Annotated in this window: 12 protein-coding genes, 3 rRNA genes and 1 pseudogene; 5 read left to right on the top strand and 11 right to left on the bottom strand. The window is 61.8% G+C overall.

The genetic code is table 11. The features are described from left to right. Window positions 1–120: 120 nt before the first annotated feature. The 3 genes from rrf to ACHL_RS18660 all read right to left on the bottom strand — a co-directional run bounded on the left by rrf (window position 121) and on the right by ACHL_RS18660 (window position 5581). Window positions 121–237 (bottom strand): 5S ribosomal RNA (gene rrf / locus ACHL_RS18650). A gap of 180 nt (window positions 238–417) precedes the next feature. After that, a 23S ribosomal RNA gene (locus ACHL_RS18655) occupies window positions 418–3543 on the bottom strand. A gap of 516 nt (window positions 3544–4059) precedes the next feature. Beyond that, window positions 4060–5581: ribosomal RNA gene (locus ACHL_RS18660) — 16S ribosomal RNA — on the bottom strand. Together the 16S, 23S and 5S rRNA genes form the textbook arrangement of a ribosomal RNA operon. Window positions 5582–5745: 164 nt before the next feature. Here ACHL_RS18660 and ACHL_RS24260 point away from each other — a divergent pair. Further along, window positions 5746–5961 (top strand): hypothetical protein, encoded by a 216-nt coding sequence (locus ACHL_RS24260; RefSeq protein WP_139187376.1) that lies wholly within the window; start codon window positions 5746–5748, stop codon window positions 5959–5961. Window positions 5962–6290: 329 nt separating this feature from the next. Here ACHL_RS24260 and rpsN read toward each other — a convergent pair whose 3' ends face one another. Genes rpsN through rpmB form a run of 3 tightly spaced genes read right to left on the bottom strand, consistent with a single transcriptional unit; the run spans window position 6291 to window position 7002 of the window. After that, complete coding sequence (rpsN, locus tag ACHL_RS18665) at window positions 6291–6596, bottom strand: 30S ribosomal protein S14 (protein ID WP_015938870.1); 306 nt, start codon at window positions 6594–6596, stop codon at window positions 6291–6293. Between the two features lie 2 nt (window positions 6597–6598). Beyond that, window positions 6599–6766: a 50S ribosomal protein L33 gene (rpmG, locus tag ACHL_RS18670; protein ID WP_013602737.1), complete on the bottom strand. Its 168-nt coding sequence runs from the start codon at window positions 6764–6766 to the stop codon at window positions 6599–6601. After that, complete coding sequence (rpmB, locus tag ACHL_RS18675) at window positions 6766–7002, bottom strand: 50S ribosomal protein L28 (protein WP_015938871.1); 237 nt, start codon at window positions 7000–7002, stop codon at window positions 6766–6768. The genes rpmG and rpmB overlap by 1 nt, the downstream gene beginning before the upstream one ends. 339 nt (window positions 7003–7341) lie before the next feature. On the opposite strand from rpmB, the gene ACHL_RS18680 reads away from it, so the two are divergent. The 3 genes from ACHL_RS18680 to ACHL_RS18690 are packed head-to-tail and all read left to right on the top strand — an operon-like array spanning window position 7342 to window position 10206. Further along, on the top strand, window positions 7342–8832 hold the full coding sequence (locus ACHL_RS18680; protein WP_015938872.1) for a ferredoxin reductase family protein: 1491 nt from the start codon (window positions 7342–7344) through the stop codon (window positions 8830–8832). Then, on the top strand, window positions 8829–9401 hold the full coding sequence (locus ACHL_RS18685; protein WP_015938873.1) for an FMN-binding protein: 573 nt from the start codon (window positions 8829–8831) through the stop codon (window positions 9399–9401). Before ACHL_RS18680 ends, ACHL_RS18685 begins: the two co-directional genes overlap by 4 nt. 55 nt (window positions 9402–9456) lie before the next feature. After that, window positions 9457–10206: an FAD:protein FMN transferase gene (locus ACHL_RS18690; protein WP_043794239.1), complete on the top strand. Its 750-nt coding sequence runs from the start codon at window positions 9457–9459 to the stop codon at window positions 10204–10206. A gap of 16 nt (window positions 10207–10222) precedes the next feature. On the opposite strand, the gene ACHL_RS18695 is transcribed toward ACHL_RS18690, so the two are convergent. Together ACHL_RS18695 and ACHL_RS18700 are read right to left on the bottom strand one after the other, a co-directional pair. Beyond that, window positions 10223–10996 carry an SGNH/GDSL hydrolase family protein gene (locus ACHL_RS18695; protein WP_015938875.1) on the bottom strand — a complete coding sequence of 258 codons (774 nt, stop codon included), beginning with the start codon at window positions 10994–10996 and terminating at the stop codon, window positions 10223–10225. 56 nt (window positions 10997–11052) lie between these two features. Continuing rightward, a complete protein-coding gene (locus ACHL_RS18700; protein ID WP_015938876.1) occupies window positions 11053–11538 on the bottom strand; it encodes a MarR family winged helix-turn-helix transcriptional regulator in 486 nt (161 codons plus the stop codon). A gap of 101 nt (window positions 11539–11639) precedes the next feature. Here ACHL_RS18700 and ACHL_RS24750 point away from each other — a divergent pair. Beyond that, window positions 11640–11963, top strand: a pseudogene (locus ACHL_RS24750) (YciI family protein). Here the strand turns inward: ACHL_RS24750 and ACHL_RS18705 are convergent. The 3 genes from ACHL_RS18705 to ACHL_RS18715 form a co-directional block, all read right to left on the bottom strand. After that, window positions 11960–12805 (bottom strand): SGNH/GDSL hydrolase family protein, encoded by an 846-nt coding sequence (locus tag ACHL_RS18705; protein ID WP_015938877.1) that lies wholly within the window; start codon window positions 12803–12805, stop codon window positions 11960–11962. The pseudogene ACHL_RS24750 and the gene ACHL_RS18705 overlap by 4 nt on opposite strands. Window positions 12806–13017: 212 nt before the next feature. Further along, entirely contained in the window at window positions 13018–14088 is a 1071-nt protein-coding gene (locus ACHL_RS18710) for a siderophore-interacting protein (RefSeq protein ID WP_015938878.1), read from the bottom strand. After that, complete coding sequence (locus ACHL_RS18715; RefSeq protein WP_015938879.1) at window positions 14085–14897, bottom strand: ABC transporter ATP-binding protein; 813 nt, start codon at window positions 14895–14897, stop codon at window positions 14085–14087. The genes ACHL_RS18710 and ACHL_RS18715 overlap by 4 nt, the downstream gene beginning before the upstream one ends. Window position 14898 lies beyond the last annotated feature (1 nt).

The following is a 14898-nucleotide window of genomic DNA, read 5'->3' on the forward strand; positions in this document are numbered from 1 at the left end:
CCATAAGTGAGCGGGGGTCCGGGTGGGAGCTGCCGTAAGTGGGCGGGGGTGTTCCCTGGTGTGTGGTGGTTAAAGTCGTAGGGCCCTGACGTTCCTTTGTCAGGGCCCTACGTAATTTATGTCCGGCGGTGTCCTACTCTCCCACACCCTCCCGGGTGCAGTACCATCGGCGCTGTGGGTCTTAGCTTCCGGGTTCGGAATGGGACCGGGCGTTTCCCCCACGCTATGACCGCCGTAACCCTTTCACCCGTCACCAACCCCGCGGGGGTGGTGTGGGAAAACTGTGGTTACAACTCGCTGTCCATTGGACAGCTGTGTGGTGTTGTGTATTTAGTTGTTTGGTTCCGGCCAGCAACGTGTTGGGTTGTTGGTTGGGAACCACATAGTGGACGCAAGCAGAGTTTTGTATGTATCTGTGTGGTGTAAGTTGTTGGCCTATTAGTACCGGTCAGCTTCACGAGTCGTTAGTCCTCGCTTCCACATCCGGCCTATCAACCCAGTGGTCTGGCTGGGGGCCTCTCACACATAAAGTGTATGGAAATCTCATCTCGAAGCGAGCTTCCCGCTTAGATGCTTTCAGCGGTTATCCCATCCGAACGTAGCTAATCAGCGGTGCACTTGGCAGTACAACTGACACACCAGAGGTTCGTCCGTCCCGGTCCTCTCGTACTAAGGACAGCCCTTCTCAAATTTCCTGCGCGCGCAGCGGATAGGGACCGAACTGTCTCACGACGTTCTAAACCCAGCTCGCGTACCGCTTTAATGGGCGAACAGCCCAACCCTTGGGACCTACTCCAGCCCCAGGATGCGACGAGCCGACATCGAGGTGCCAAACCATGCCGTCGATATGGACTCTTGGGCAAGATCAGCCTGTTATCCCCGAGGTACCTTTTATCCGTTGAGCGACGGCCATTCCACAATGTACCGCCGGATCACTAGTCCCGACTTTCGTCCCTGCTCGAGATGTCTCTCTCACAGTCAAGCTCCCTTGTGCACTTACACTCGACACCTGATTGCCAACCAGGCTGAGGGAACCTTTGGGCGCCTCCGTTACTTTTTAGGAGGCAACCGCCCCAGTTAAACTACCCATCAGGCACTGTCCCTGACCCGGATTACGGGCCGAAGTTAGATGTCCAAAGTGACCAGAGTGGTATTTCAACGATGACTCCACCCGAACTGGCGTCCGGGCTTCAACGTCTCCCACCTATCCTACACAAGCCACTCCGAACACCAATACCAAACTATAGTAAAGGTCTCGGGGTCTTTCCGTCCTGCTGCGCGTAACGAGCATCTTTACTCGTACTGCAATTTCGCCGAGTTTATGGTTGAGACAGCGGGGAAGTCGTTACTCCATTCGTGCAGGTCGGAACTTACCCGACAAGGAATTTCGCTACCTTAGGATGGTTATAGTTACCACCGCCGTTTACTGGGGCTTAAATTCTCAGCTTCGCCTTACGGCTAACCGGTCCTCTTAACCTTCCAGCACCGGGCAGGAGTCAGTCCGTATACATCGTCTTGCGACTTCGCACGGACCTGTGTTTTTAGTAAACAGTCGCTTCCCCCTGGTCTCTGCGGCCCCGATCCCCTCCGGACAGCAAGTGTCCATCAAGGTTGGGGCCCCCCTTCTCCCGAAGTTACGGGGGCATTTTGCCGAGTTCCTTAACCATAATTCTCTCGATCGCCTTAGTATTCTCTACCTGATCACCTGTGTCGGTTTGGGGTACGGGCGGCTAAAACCTCGCGTCGATGCTTTTCTCGGCAGCATAGGATCACCAAATCCCCCCAAACGGGGGTCCCATCAGATCTCAGGCATCATGAGTGGCGGATTTGCCTACCACTCGCCCTACATCCTTAGACCGGGACAACCATCGCCCGGCTCGGCTACCTTCCTGCGTCACACCTGTTAATACGCTTGCCTCCCAGGATCAGGTCCTGCGCTCCACCAAAACCCTTCCATCCAAAGGACGGTCGGGCAGGTCTCGGGCAGTTAGTATCCCCTGTTCAACATGGGCGGTTTTTCGCCGGTACGGGAATATCAACCCGTTGTCCATCGACTACGCCTGTCGGCCTCGCCTTAGGTCCCGACTTACCCAGGGCAGATTAGCTTGACCCTGGAACCCTTGATCATTCGGCGGACGGGTTTCTCACCCGTCTTTCGCTACTCATGCCTGCATTCTCACTCGTGTAGGCTCCACCGCTGGTTTCCACCGCGACTTCACTGCCCACACGACGCTCCCCTACCCATCCAAACGCCTGAACCACAAGGGCTTAGCTAATATTTGAATGCCACAACTTCGGCGGTGTACTTGAGCCCCGCTACATTGTCGGCGCGGAATCACTTGACCAGTGAGCTATTACGCACTCTTTTAAGGATGGCTGCTTCTAAGCCAACCTCCTGGTTGTCTTCGCAACTCCACATCCTTTCCCACTTAGCACACGCTTAGGGGCCTTAGTTGGTGGTCTGGGCTGTTTCCCTCTCGACTATGAAGCTTATCCCCCACAGTCTCACTGCTACGCTCTCACTTACCGGCATTCGGAGTTTGGCTGACGTCAGTAACCTTGTAGGGCCCATTAGCCATCCAGTAGCTCTACCTCCAGCAAGAAACACGCAACGCTGCACCTAAATGCATTTCGGGGAGAACCAGCTATCACGAAGTTTGATTGGCCTTTCACCCCTACCCACAGCTCATCCCCTCCATTTTCAACTGAAGTGGGTTCGGTCCTCCACGACGTCTTACCGTCGCTTCAACCTGGCCATGGGTAGATCACTTCGCTTCGGGTCTAGATCACGCCACTCACACGCCCTATTCAGACTCGCTTTCGCTACGGCTGCCCCACACGGGTTAACCTCGCGACGTAACACTAACTCGCAGGCTCATTCTTCAAAAGGCACGCCGTCACAACTACAAGGCTGCTCCGACGGATTGTAAGCACACGGTTTCAGGTACTGTTTCACTCCCCTCCCGGGGTACTTTTCACCTTTCCCTCACGGTACTGGTCCGCTATCGGTCATTAGGGAGTATTTAGGCTTATCAGGTGGTCCTGACAGATTCGCACGGGATTTCTCGGGCCCCGTACTACTTGGGATACATCAACAAGGCGGTGCAACGCATTACAGTTACGGGACTAACACCCTCTCTGGCCGGCCTTTCAAAACCGTTCACCTATACGCACACCCACACCCCGTCAGCCCGGCAGAACTGACACGTAATGTCCCACAACCCCGACCATGCAACGCCCGCCGGCTATCACACATGGAACGGTTTAGCCTGATCCGCGTTCGCTCGCCACTACTAACGGAATCACTATTGTTTTCTCTTCCTGCGGGTACTGAGATGTTTCACTTCCCCGCGTTCCCTCCACGCACCCTATGTGTTCAGATGCGGGTCACTGAGTCACTCGCGCGCTCAGCGGGGTTTCCCCATTCGGACACCCTGGGATCACAGTCCGGTTATCGACTCCCCCAGGCTTATCGCAGATTCCTACGTCCTTCTTCGGCTCCTAATGCCAAGGCATCCACCGTGTGCTCTTAAAAACTTGACCACAAAGATCAAAAACTAATTTCGAGAGAACCATGAAACCGTCCCGCACACCACAACCCCAAAAGGCCACAGCGCACGAACCAGATCCAGGTTCATATATCTTGGAAATTGCTTCTTATACAAGATGCTCGCGTCCACTATGTAGTTCTCAAACAACAACCCCACACCACACACCCCACACACATATGTGCGTGATCGGTGCAGCAGGGAAACCAGAAACAAACGTCCCACACCCGCAACCCCCCACAAAGAAGAGCCAACCGGCATGGTCCTGTTGCTTCAGGACCCAACAGTGTGCCAAACACTACCCACCACCACCAGCAGCAGCCGCTTTCCTGGAACCCAACCCCGAAGGATCAGTCCGTACTCACAACACCACCGGCAACACCGGGCACCTATTCGCTGATATTCCACCCTTGAGCACCCGCCACGAAACATTCGTCCGTGCAACGGGCATTCTCCTGACAACCCCACCACCAGGCATACACCCGGCAGGATGGTTGTAGGTGCTCCTTAGAAAGGAGGTGATCCAGCCGCACCTTCCGGTACGGCTACCTTGTTACGACTTAGTCCCAATCGCCAGTCCCACCTTCGACGGCTCCCCCCACAAGGGTTAGGCCACCGGCTTCGGGTGTTACCAACTTTCGTGACTTGACGGGCGGTGTGTACAAGGCCCGGGAACGTATTCACCGCAGCGTTGCTGATCTGCGATTACTAGCGACTCCGACTTCATGGGGTCGAGTTGCAGACCCCAATCCGAACTGAGACCGGCTTTTTGGGATTAGCTCCACCTCACAGTATCGCAACCCTTTGTACCGGCCATTGTAGCATGCGTGAAGCCCAAGACATAAGGGGCATGATGATTTGACGTCGTCCCCACCTTCCTCCGAGTTGACCCCGGCAGTCTCCTATGAGTCCCCACCATCACGTGCTGGCAACATAGAACGAGGGTTGCGCTCGTTGCGGGACTTAACCCAACATCTCACGACACGAGCTGACGACAACCATGCACCACCTGTAAACCGACCACAAGTGGGGCACCTGTTTCCAGGCGTTTCCGGTTCATGTCAAGCCTTGGTAAGGTTCTTCGCGTTGCATCGAATTAATCCGCATGCTCCGCCGCTTGTGCGGGCCCCCGTCAATTCCTTTGAGTTTTAGCCTTGCGGCCGTACTCCCCAGGCGGGGCACTTAATGCGTTAGCTACGGCGCGGAAAACGTGGAATGTCCCCCACACCTAGTGCCCAACGTTTACGGCATGGACTACCAGGGTATCTAATCCTGTTCGCTCCCCATGCTTTCGCTCCTCAGCGTCAGTTAATGCCCAGAGACCTGCCTTCGCCATCGGTGTTCCTCCTGATATCTGCGCATTTCACCGCTACACCAGGAATTCCAGTCTCCCCTACATCACTCTAGTCTGCCCGTACCCACCGCAGATCCGGAGTTGAGCCCCGGACTTTCACGGCAGACGCGACAAACCGCCTACGAGCTCTTTACGCCCAATAATTCCGGATAACGCTTGCGCCCTACGTATTACCGCGGCTGCTGGCACGTAGTTAGCCGGCGCTTCTTCTGCAGGTACCGTCACCTTGCGGCTTCTTCCCTACTGAAAGAGGTTTACAACCCGAAGGCCGTCATCCCTCACGCGGCGTCGCTGCATCAGGCTTTCGCCCATTGTGCAATATTCCCCACTGCTGCCTCCCGTAGGAGTCTGGGCCGTGTCTCAGTCCCAGTGTGGCCGGTCACCCTCTCAGGCCGGCTACCCGTCGTCGCCTTGGTAGGCCATTACCCCACCAACAAGCTGATAGGCCGCGAGTCCATCCAAAACCGCAAAAGCTTTCCACCAACCACCATGCGATGATCAGTCATATCCGGTATTAGACCCAGTTTCCCAGGCTTATCCCAGAGTCAAGGGCAGGTTACTCACGTGTTACTCACCCGTTCGCCACTAATCCACCAGCAAGCTGGCTTCATCGTTCGACTTGCATGTGTTAAGCACGCCGCCAGCGTTCATCCTGAGCCAGGATCAAACTCTCCGTTGAAGTAAAACAAAAACAGACACAACCAAAACCACCGGAAATAACGGCGATAAAAGCTGCACAAAATTTGAAACCAGCTAAAAACACCAAACCACGCCACAGGGGCGGCACGATTCAGCAAATTCAACCAATTACGATAAATTGGTATCAACAAACTTGGCACACTATTGAGTTCTCAAACAACAGACACACCCGGCACCACCCAAACAATTTCTGTTCAGGATCGCTCCGGAGCAACTTTTCAAAGTTACCCGATCCCCAGCTTCGAAGCAAATCCATCTTTCAGGATCCAAATCGAATTGAAGACCGCCCCAACCGAATTCCAGCGCCCTGAAGAGCAACCAGATTTTGGCTTTGATTTGGGGTTTTTGGCCGCCCGGTGATCAGTTCTTCACTGTCTCCCCCGCGGCGACTTAGAAAACAATACACGCCCTGCCGCGTCACCGCAAACCGGCCCTCCCGGCGGAGAACATCCCCCGGATTCCGCGGCGAAACGGGCAGTCCGGCACCCAAGACGCCTACTGCCGTCGTCATTCCGCCAATGTGTGCTGCCGCACAGGTTTCGACATGCTCAACCACCGATCGACAAGCTCAACCACCGATCGACAAGCTCAACCAGCACCCACCGCCAGGCGGGTGGGTTAAACGCAGAAGGGCCGGCAACCAAATGGTTGCCGGCCCTTCCCAAGCAGCTGGAATCAGCGGTGCTGGATTACCAGGAAGACTTGGTGATGCCCGGGAGCTCACCGCGGTGAGCCATGTCGCGGAAGCGAACACGGGAGATACCGAACTTCTGGAAGGTACCGCGGGGACGGCCGTCGATGATGTCGCGGTTACGCAGACGGATCGGGGACGCGTTGCGGGGCAGCTTCTGCAGGCCCAGGCGGGCTGCTTCGCGTGCTTCGTCGGTTGCGTTTTCGTCAACCAGGGTCTTCTTCAGCTCGAGGCGCTTCGCAGCGTAACGCTCAACGATGACCTTGCGCTGCTCGTTGCGAGCAATCTTGGACTTCTTAGCCATGTTTAGCGCTCCTCTCGGAATTCGACGTGCTGGCGGATCTTGGGGTCGTACTTCTTCAGAACCATGCGGTCCGGATCGTTACGACGGTTCTTACGGGTTACGTAGGTGTAACCCGTGCCCGCGGTCGACTTGAGCTTGATGATCGGACGTACGTCCTTGTCCTTAGCCACTAGAGCTTCACCCCACGAGCCAGGATCGAGGCGACGACTGCGTCGATGCCGCGTACGTCGATGGTCTTGATGCCACGAGCAGAAACCTGCAGCGTGACGTTACGGCGCAGGGACGGAACCCAGTAGCGCTTCTTCTGAATGTTCGGATCGAACCGACGCTTGTTGCGGCGGTGCGAGTGCGAAATGCTGTGCCCAAAGCCCGGCTCGGCCCCGGTCACTTGGCAGTGTGCTGCCATGACTTCTCCTCAAGAATTGAAAGTAATGATCCGCATATCTGCTGCAGGATCATGCATCTAAGGGCGACCCAAAGTGATCAGGGTGAACGGTTAGTCACGCAACTTGAGCCCCTAACTACCGGCTACCCTGGAGAAAATTACCGGGCCACCGGAGCAATTGCGCACGCTCCGCGCACTTAGCGCCTACCAAGTCTACGAGGTGGCGCAATTAAAGGCCAATCCGGGGTGTTTGGGTGTATAAGGGCTTCCCGCGGTCGCCCCGTTCAGGCCCATAGTGTCACAGGTGGCGGACACCCGTTTTCACAGCTGAATGAAAGCTTGGCGGCGCATCTTAGGTACATGAAAACGCAGTCCCTGCCGGCACCTCCGGCGCACAACAGCTCCGGCCGGCCGGGGCCTTCGCACCTATCCGTTTCCGGCACTCCGCCTACCGCCCGGGACAGCAGCGGATGGTTCAGCCGCCAGCGCCGGCAGCGGCTGCTGAGGGCCGACCTCCTGACTGTTATTGCCTGGGGTTCCGTTGCCGCCGCCGTCGCCCTCTGGCTTGCCGACGGCGGTGCGGCCGAAGTCGGCTCCGTCGCCGCTGCGTTCACGGCGGCCGGGATCGTGGCCGGTTTGGCTGGCATGGACCTTGTCCTGCTGATGCTTCTGCTGGCAGCCCGGATTCCGTACATCGACCGCACCATCGGCCATGACCGGGCGCTGGAGTTCCACCGCAAACTCGGCAAACCCTCGCTTTACCTGCTGCTGGCACATGGCTTCCTGCTCGCGGTGGGATACGGCATGGCGGAAGGCCTTGACCCGGTCAGCGAGTCCATCGCCCTCTGGCAGCAGGTCCCGGACATGTGGCTGGCGTTCGTCTCCATGGGGCTCTTCATTGCGGTGGTGGTGACCTCCCTGGTGGCGGTCCGGCGCCGCTTCCCGTACGAGTTCTGGTACGCGGTCCACCTCCTCACCTACGCTGCCGTGGGCACGTCCCTGCCGCACCAGTTCAGCGTGGGCGGGCTGTTCGCGGAAGGTACCTGGCAGCGGTGGTACTGGCTGGCGATTTGCATCGCCACCGGTGCGGCGCTGGTGTACTTCCGCGTGCTGCAGCCCCTCCTGGCAACGTCTCGGCACCAGCTCACGGTGTCCCGGGTGGAGGTGGAGGCGCCGGGCGTCATCAACATCTTCATGGCGGGCCGGCAGCTGGACCGGCTGGCGGAAACGGGCGGACGCTTCTTCATCTGGCGCTTCCTGGCACCCGGAATGTGGTGGCACCCCCACCCGTTCAGCCTGTCCGCCGAGCCCGCCGTCACCGGACCGCACGGCGAAGGCACCCTGCGCGTGACGGTGCGCAACCTTGGCGCCGGCTCCGCACAGCTGGTGCGGTTGCGGAAGGGGACCAAGGTTGCCATCGAGGGCCCTTACGGCCTCCTCAGCACCGCGGCCCGCACCAGGAAGAAGGTGGTGATGATCGGCGCGGGCATAGGCATCACGCCATTGCGTGCCCTGCTGGAAACCACCCCGTTCGCTCCAGGGGACGCGAGCGTCCTGCTGAGGGGCCACACTGACCAGGAACTGTACCTGAGCAGCGAAATCCTGGACCTGTGCCGCACCCGCGGCGTTCGCCTCTTCCATCTTCCGGGTCCAAGGTCACGCATCCGTTCCAGCTGGTTGCCCCAGGAAGCCGTCCGGGGCGGCTACGGGCTCACGGCTTTCGTCCCCGACGTCGCGGAATCCGACGTCTATGTCTGCGGCCCTTCTGGATGGGCGGACAGCGTGATCGCTGACGTCCGGCAGGCCGGAGTCCCCGAAGACCAGATCCATCACGAAAGGTTCGACTGGTGAAAGCACGCGGAACACTCGCCGCAGCGGTGGCGTCCGCCGGCATCCTCCTGGCAGGCTGGCAGGCCGGCACGCAGGCCGGGGGCAGCAGCACGCTCGCGTCAGGTTCAAGTACGACGACGGCAGGATCCACGGGTTCGACAGGGACGGGCACGCCCGGGGCGGGTTCGTCGGGGTCGGGTTCGTCGGGCAGTTCCGGCACCACCGGGTCCTCGGGCACGTCCAGCGGGTCCACCGGGTCCGGCTCCTCCGGCAGTTCGAGCAGCTCCGGCTCCTCAAGCAGCGGCACGGCAACGGCAGGCACCTACCAGGGCGCCGACGTCCAGACGAGGTTCGGTGCGGTGCAGGTCCAGATCACGGTGGCCTCAGGGAAGATCACGGACGTGACGGCCCTGCACCTGACCGACGACGACCGCAAATCCATCCAGATCAGCAACCGTGCGGCGCCGCTCCTGCGGACCGAGGTGCTGGCCGCACAGTCGGCTGACGTCCAGACCATCAGCGGAGCCACCGTCACCAGCAACGCCTACCTCACCTCGCTCCAGGCAGCCATCGATGCCGCGAACCTCTGATCCCCTCCGGTTACCGGACACGGGCTCGAAACTCTCGGCACGGACCTTTGAGTGCATGGGAACCGTCGTCAGCCTGACCTTCGCGGACTCCCCCGCGGCAGGGCAGGAGACCCAGGACGAACTCGCAGCGGCAACCGCCGTCGTCGAACGCCTGTTCCGCGAACTGGACGAGACGTTCAGCCTGTACCGCCCGGCGTCGGAAGCCAGCCGCCTGGCCCGCGGCGAACTGACGCTCCGGAACGGCTCACCGGAGATGCGGGCACGGTATGCGGAGGCGCACGAGTGGCGGCTCCTGACCGCAGGCGCTTTTTCGCCCGAGCGGCCGGACGGCGTTCTGGACCTCTCGGGGCTCATCAAGGGCCACGCGATCCGCGAGGCGGGGCGGTCCCTGCTTGCCCTGGGCCGCCGCGACTGGTGCCTCAACGCCGGCGGCGACATCCTGGTCAGCGGCTCACCCGTTCCGGGGTCCGGCGCAGCGTGGAAAGCCGGCATTGTCGATCCGGCAGACCGGCACTCCCTGATCTGTGGCTATGCGCTGGGCGGGGCCGGGGCGCACTCAGCCCTGGCCACGTCCGGCTCGGCCGAGCGCGGCGAACACATCTGGCGGGTGGACGGTGTTTCCGACTTCGTCCAGGTCACTGTTGCAGCCGCGGACGTGGTGACGGCGGACGTCCTGGCCACAGCGATCGTCTCCGGCGGGATGCCGGTACTCAATCTCGCCACGGACCGGTGGGATGTTGGGGTCCTGGCCGTCCACGCCGACGGCTCACTGCTGGCCACCCCCGCGTTCCGCCGCCAGATCTGACTGCCAGGGCTCCTTGCTAGGCCTGCTGAGGAAGCCTGGTGAGCCGCGGGTACTTGGGGGCCAGATTGTCGCCGGAGGACTTGCCGGTAACCCGCCGGGCCACCCAGGGCGCGGCGTATTCACGGAACCACTGGGCGTTGGCGCGCAGGGCATCCGTCCCGCTGAGCTGCGGAACCGGGGTCATCGGCGGAACATCAATGGAGTGCTCGTACTTGAGGACCTCCAGCACCCGTTTCGCCATGTTGGCGTGCCCCGCGGCGGACATGTGCATCCGGTCCCGCGCCCACATGCCCCAGTCGTAGTACTCACTGAAGCGCCAGTAGTCCACCAGCAGGGCGCCGTGGTCCCCGGCAATCCCGCGGACCAGTTCGTTGTAGATGGCGGTGCGGCCGCGCATGGTGCCGAACACCTTCGAGCCGCGCGCGTCGAACCCGGTGAACATCACCACAGTGGCACCCGTGGCACTCAGCCTGCGGACGCCGTCGTCGTATTCGGCCATCAGGTCATCGATGTCGATCCGGGGGCGCAGGATGTCGTTGGCGCCGGCGTAGATGCTCACCAGGGTGGGCTGGAGTTCGACGGCGGCGTCCACCTGCTCGGTGAGGATTTGCCGGAGTTTCCTGCCGCGGATGGCGAGGTTGGCGTAACCGAATCCGGGGTCTCCCGCGCCGAGTTGCTCGGCCACGCGGTCAGCCCAGCCGCGGACGCCGTTGGGGCGGGCCGGGTCGTCGTCGCCCACGCCCTCCGTAAAGGAATCGCCGAGGGCAACAAACCGGGATGTGAAGTCCATCCGGTTAGTTTGCCACCCGTTGCCGGAAGCAACCAATCCCGGGCGGAGTTCAGGGGTCAGGGCTGGGTTTCGCGCAGGATCCAGTGGTCTGAATCGAGGCGGCCCACCACTTTTTCGCCGATCCGGGCCAGGTCCTCGACGTCTTCTTCCGTGAGGGCATCGAGGAAGAGGTTCCGGACGTCTTCCACGTGGCCGGGCGCGAGGCCCACGATGGTGGACATGCCTTCCTCGGTGAGGTGGGCAATGGTGACCCGGGCGTCGCGCGGGTGCGGACGGCGTTCCACCCAGCCGCGTTTCTGCAGCTTTGTCACTACGTGCGAGAGCCGGGACAGGGAGGCGCTGGTGCGCGCGGCGAGTTCGCTCATGGGCAGGAACCGCTGCTCCGATTCCGACAGCATGGCCAGGACGGTGTAGTCGAACAGGGAAAGCTTGCCTGCAGCATGGAGCTTGGTGTCCAGCGCGGCCGGGAGCAATGTGTTGATGCTTACCAGGGCCAGCCAGGCACGGCGTTCGTCGGCACTCAGCCAGCGCGGTTCGGTCATGCACCCATTCTACGATTGATCCTTCAACCGACGGACAGGGCGGGATGGCCGGTGGAGCCGGTGCCCAATGCCGGGGCCCTTCGAGCCGGTAATCTGGGCGCATGTATGTTGTCTCCCTGACCTACCGGGTTCCGCAGGACATTGTGGACTTCCACAACGACGCCCACATCGCCTGACTGCAGAAGGCCTTCGACGACGGCGTCTTCATTGCCGCGGGCCGCAAAGTCCCCCGGACCGGCGGGCTGCTGCTCTCCCAGGCCGACCGGTCAGTCCTGGACGCGAGCCTCGAGCAGGACCCGTTCTATTCGAACGGCGTTGCTGACTTCGAGGTGGTGGAGTTCCATGCCGGACGCGTGGCCCCCGGCTACGAGATCCTGCTGGACACCCCTCCCGCACCCCCGGCTGAGGCGGCCCCTGGCCGTTAAGGCGCGTTGCCGCCGTCGGACGCTCCTGCGGCGAGCTTTTTCAGCCCGCCTTTGCGCGGCACCTTGACGGGTTCGGGCCAGCGGGGCGTGAGCGCGTCCCCCAGGGTGACGCCGCGCAGCTTGCGGCCGAACAGGGGCAGGACCCAGTCGTGGACCCACCGCCGCTGCCGCCGTTCCCATTCCCGCAGCGTCAGCGGGGTGGGCGGCTCCCAGTCCTTGGGCCTGATCTTGTGCGGCACACCCAGCTGGTCCAGGACCTGCCCGGCAAGATACTTGTGGCCGGCTTTGGACATGTGCAGCCGGTCCGAGTCCCACATGCGCCTGTCGTGGAAGGCGTCCAGGCACCAGTAATCCACCAGCACCGCACCATATTTTCCCGCGATGGCCCGCACCTGCTGGTTGTAGAAGGTGTTCCGCTTCTTCAGCGGCTCCAGCAGGGCGGAAACCTTGACGTCGAAGCCGGTGAAAAGGACCACTCTGGCCCCGGTGGCGGCGAGCCTGGCCACCAGTTCCTCGTAGTCCGCCATGAGCGTGGACATGTCAGTTTTCAGGTCCAGGATGTCGTTGCCGCCCGCGTACAGCGTGACCAGGGCGGGCCGCATCCGCAGAGCGGGTTCCAGTTGTTCATCGATGATGTGGCGGAGCCGTTTGCTCCTGATGGCAAGGTTGGCATATTTCCAGCCCGGCTGCGCCTTGGCGAGCTTCTCGGCCACCCGGTCCGCCCAGCCGCGGACCCCGTTGGGCAGCCGCTCGTCCCGGTCCCCCACGCCCTCGGTGAACGAGTCACCCAGGGCAACAAACACCCGCCGCCCGGAACTGGGAAGCAAGGATTCAGGCACCACCCGCCCAACCTAGCCCCACCAAGGAAAGCGCAGGAAAAGCCGAAGTGAAGCAAAGATGACGAACGCACAGAGCTGGGACCGGCGTCTTGCGTAGGAGCGCATCGCCGACCAGAGCGAAGTGAGGCCGCCCGCGGCCGAACGGAGCGCCGGAAGGTGTCTAAGCGACGGCAAGGCGCCGGTCTCGGCGCCCCAGGCAAGGGGGCGGCAGAGGCTTACCCTTCGGCTTTGCCCTGCCTCCAGTAACCCATGAACGCAACCTGCTTCCGGTCGATGCCCACGTCCCGCACCAGGTAGCGGCGCATGTCCTTGATGACGGCTGCTTCGCCTGCGATCCACGCATAGAACGGCATGGCACCGGCGGGCATGTCCGGGTTCTTGGTGGCGCTGATGGCGGCGGTTTCCATCCGGGACGGTGTCTCCCAAAGGATGTCCTCGTCCACGTTGACGTCTTCGGGCTCGGGGCCCGCACCGGCGTCGGAGGCTTTGATGCCCACCCAGCCCGGGACGGGGACTGCCTTGCGTACGGCGTCCTGCAGCAGCTGGCCGTGCGGGCGGGACCGGCCGATCGCTGCACCGCGGGCCAGCCAGGTGATTTCGATGTCCGCCGGCGAGCTGAGCTGCTGGAAGTCGCCGGCTTCCGGGACTTCGAGGAAGGCGTGGCCGGTCATGTAGGACGGGAGGCTCTCGAGGATGGCGGAGATGGCCGGAATCGCAGTCTCGTCGCCGGCGAGCAGGACGCGCTGGGCCAGGCCCGGCCGCCATTCGATGCCGGAGTAGATTTCGGCGGTGACGCAGTGCGCTGCGCGGTTATTGGGGCCGATGATGGTGATGGCGTCGCCGGGCTTGGCGTTCAGTGCCCAGTTGGCGGCGGGCCCGCCGTTTCCGTGGTCGTCAAAGTGCATGACGAAGTCCACGTCGATTTCCGGGTACACCTCGTCCAGCCGGGCGTCGCGCACGGTGTAGGTGCGCATCGAGCCCTTCACGGCGGGGTCCATGGCCAGCCATTCGCGGTACCAGCCCGATTCGCTCATTTCGAAGACCGGCAGGGGAATCTGTGTTCCGTCGGCAGCGACGGACGGGATCATCAGCTTGATCCGGAGGTCCAGGGTGTCCCCGTGGACACCGAAATCGCGGAGGCAGTAGCCGCCGAACGTGATCCGGCGGAAGTTGGGGCTGAGCTCCTGCACCGATGAGACGGTGACCTCGAAGGCCAGCGTCATCGGTTCTGTGTTCATGGGCTTGAGGTTCTGTGACGTGGTGGCTGCGGCGTCGCGGGTCTTCATGAAACAAGCTCCAGTTCGGTGGGGACGTGATGGCGGCCGATGGGAATGATCAGGGGCGTTCCGGAAACGGGATCCGGGATGACGCGGGATTCGAGGTTGAAGACGCTGCGGACCAGGTCCTCGGTGACAACCTCGCGCGGGGTACCTTCGGCCACCACGGCGCCGGCTTTCATGGCAATCACGTTGTCTGCGTAGCGAGCCGCGAGGTTCAGGTCGTGCAGGACGATCGCCACGGTGGTCCCGCGCCTGCGGTTAAGGTCCGTGACGAGGTCCAGGACTTCCACCTGGTGGGCCAGGTCGAGGTACGTGGTGGGTTCGTCCAGCAGCAGAACGTCGGTTTCCTGCGCCAGGGCCATGGCGATCCAGACCCGCTGGCGCTGCCCGCCGGAGAGTTCGTCCACGTTCCGCCCAGCGAGGGCCAGCGTTTCGGTGGCCTCCAGCGCACGCTGCACCGCGGCGTCGTCCCCGGCGCTCCAGCTGCGGAAGAAGCCCTGGTGCGGGTACCGGCCGCGGCCCACCAGGTCGCGGACGGTGATGCCGTCCGGCGCGGTGGGATGCTGCGGCAGCAGGCCGAGGGTGCGGGCCAGTTCGCGGGCAGGGCGGGTGTGGATGTCCTTGCCGTCCAGCGTCACAGCGCCCCCGGCAGGTCTAAGGAGCCGGGACAGTCCGCGGAGCAGAGTGGACTTTCCGCAGGCGTTGGCGCCCACGATCATGGTCACCCTGCCTTCGGGGATTTCGACACTGAGGCCGTCCACCACGCAGCGCTGATCGTATTTCAGCGTCAGGTCCTTGGCGTTCAGAACTGCCACG

This window comes from Pseudarthrobacter chlorophenolicus A6, from assembly GCF_000022025.1.
GTDB classification, from domain to species: Bacteria; Actinomycetota; Actinomycetes; order Actinomycetales; family Micrococcaceae; genus Arthrobacter; species Arthrobacter chlorophenolicus.

What these genes read in the sequence shown, in the direction of transcription:
- rpmB (WP_015938871.1), bottom strand. Translation starts at nt 7,002, where the DNA reads ATGGCAGCACACTGCCAAGTGACCGGGGCCGAGCCGGGCTTTGGGCAC.
- ACHL_RS18700 (WP_015938876.1), bottom strand. Translation starts at nt 11,538, where the DNA reads ATGACCGAACCGCGCTGGCTGAGTGCCGACGAACGCCGTGCCTGGCTG.
- ACHL_RS18710 (WP_015938878.1), bottom strand. Translation starts at nt 14,088, where the DNA reads ATGAAGACCCGCGACGCCGCAGCCACCACGTCACAGAACCTCAAGCCC.
- ACHL_RS18680 (WP_015938872.1), top strand. Translation starts at nt 7,342, where the DNA reads ATGAAAACGCAGTCCCTGCCGGCACCTCCGGCGCACAACAGCTCCGGC.
- rpsN (WP_015938870.1), bottom strand. Translation starts at nt 6,596, where the DNA reads ATGGCTAAGAAGTCCAAGATTGCTCGCAACGAGCAGCGCAAGGTCATC.
- ACHL_RS18690 (WP_043794239.1), top strand. Translation starts at nt 9,457, where the DNA reads ATGGGAACCGTCGTCAGCCTGACCTTCGCGGACTCCCCCGCGGCAGGG.
- ACHL_RS18695 (WP_015938875.1), bottom strand. Translation starts at nt 10,996, where the DNA reads ATGGACTTCACATCCCGGTTTGTTGCCCTCGGCGATTCCTTTACGGAG.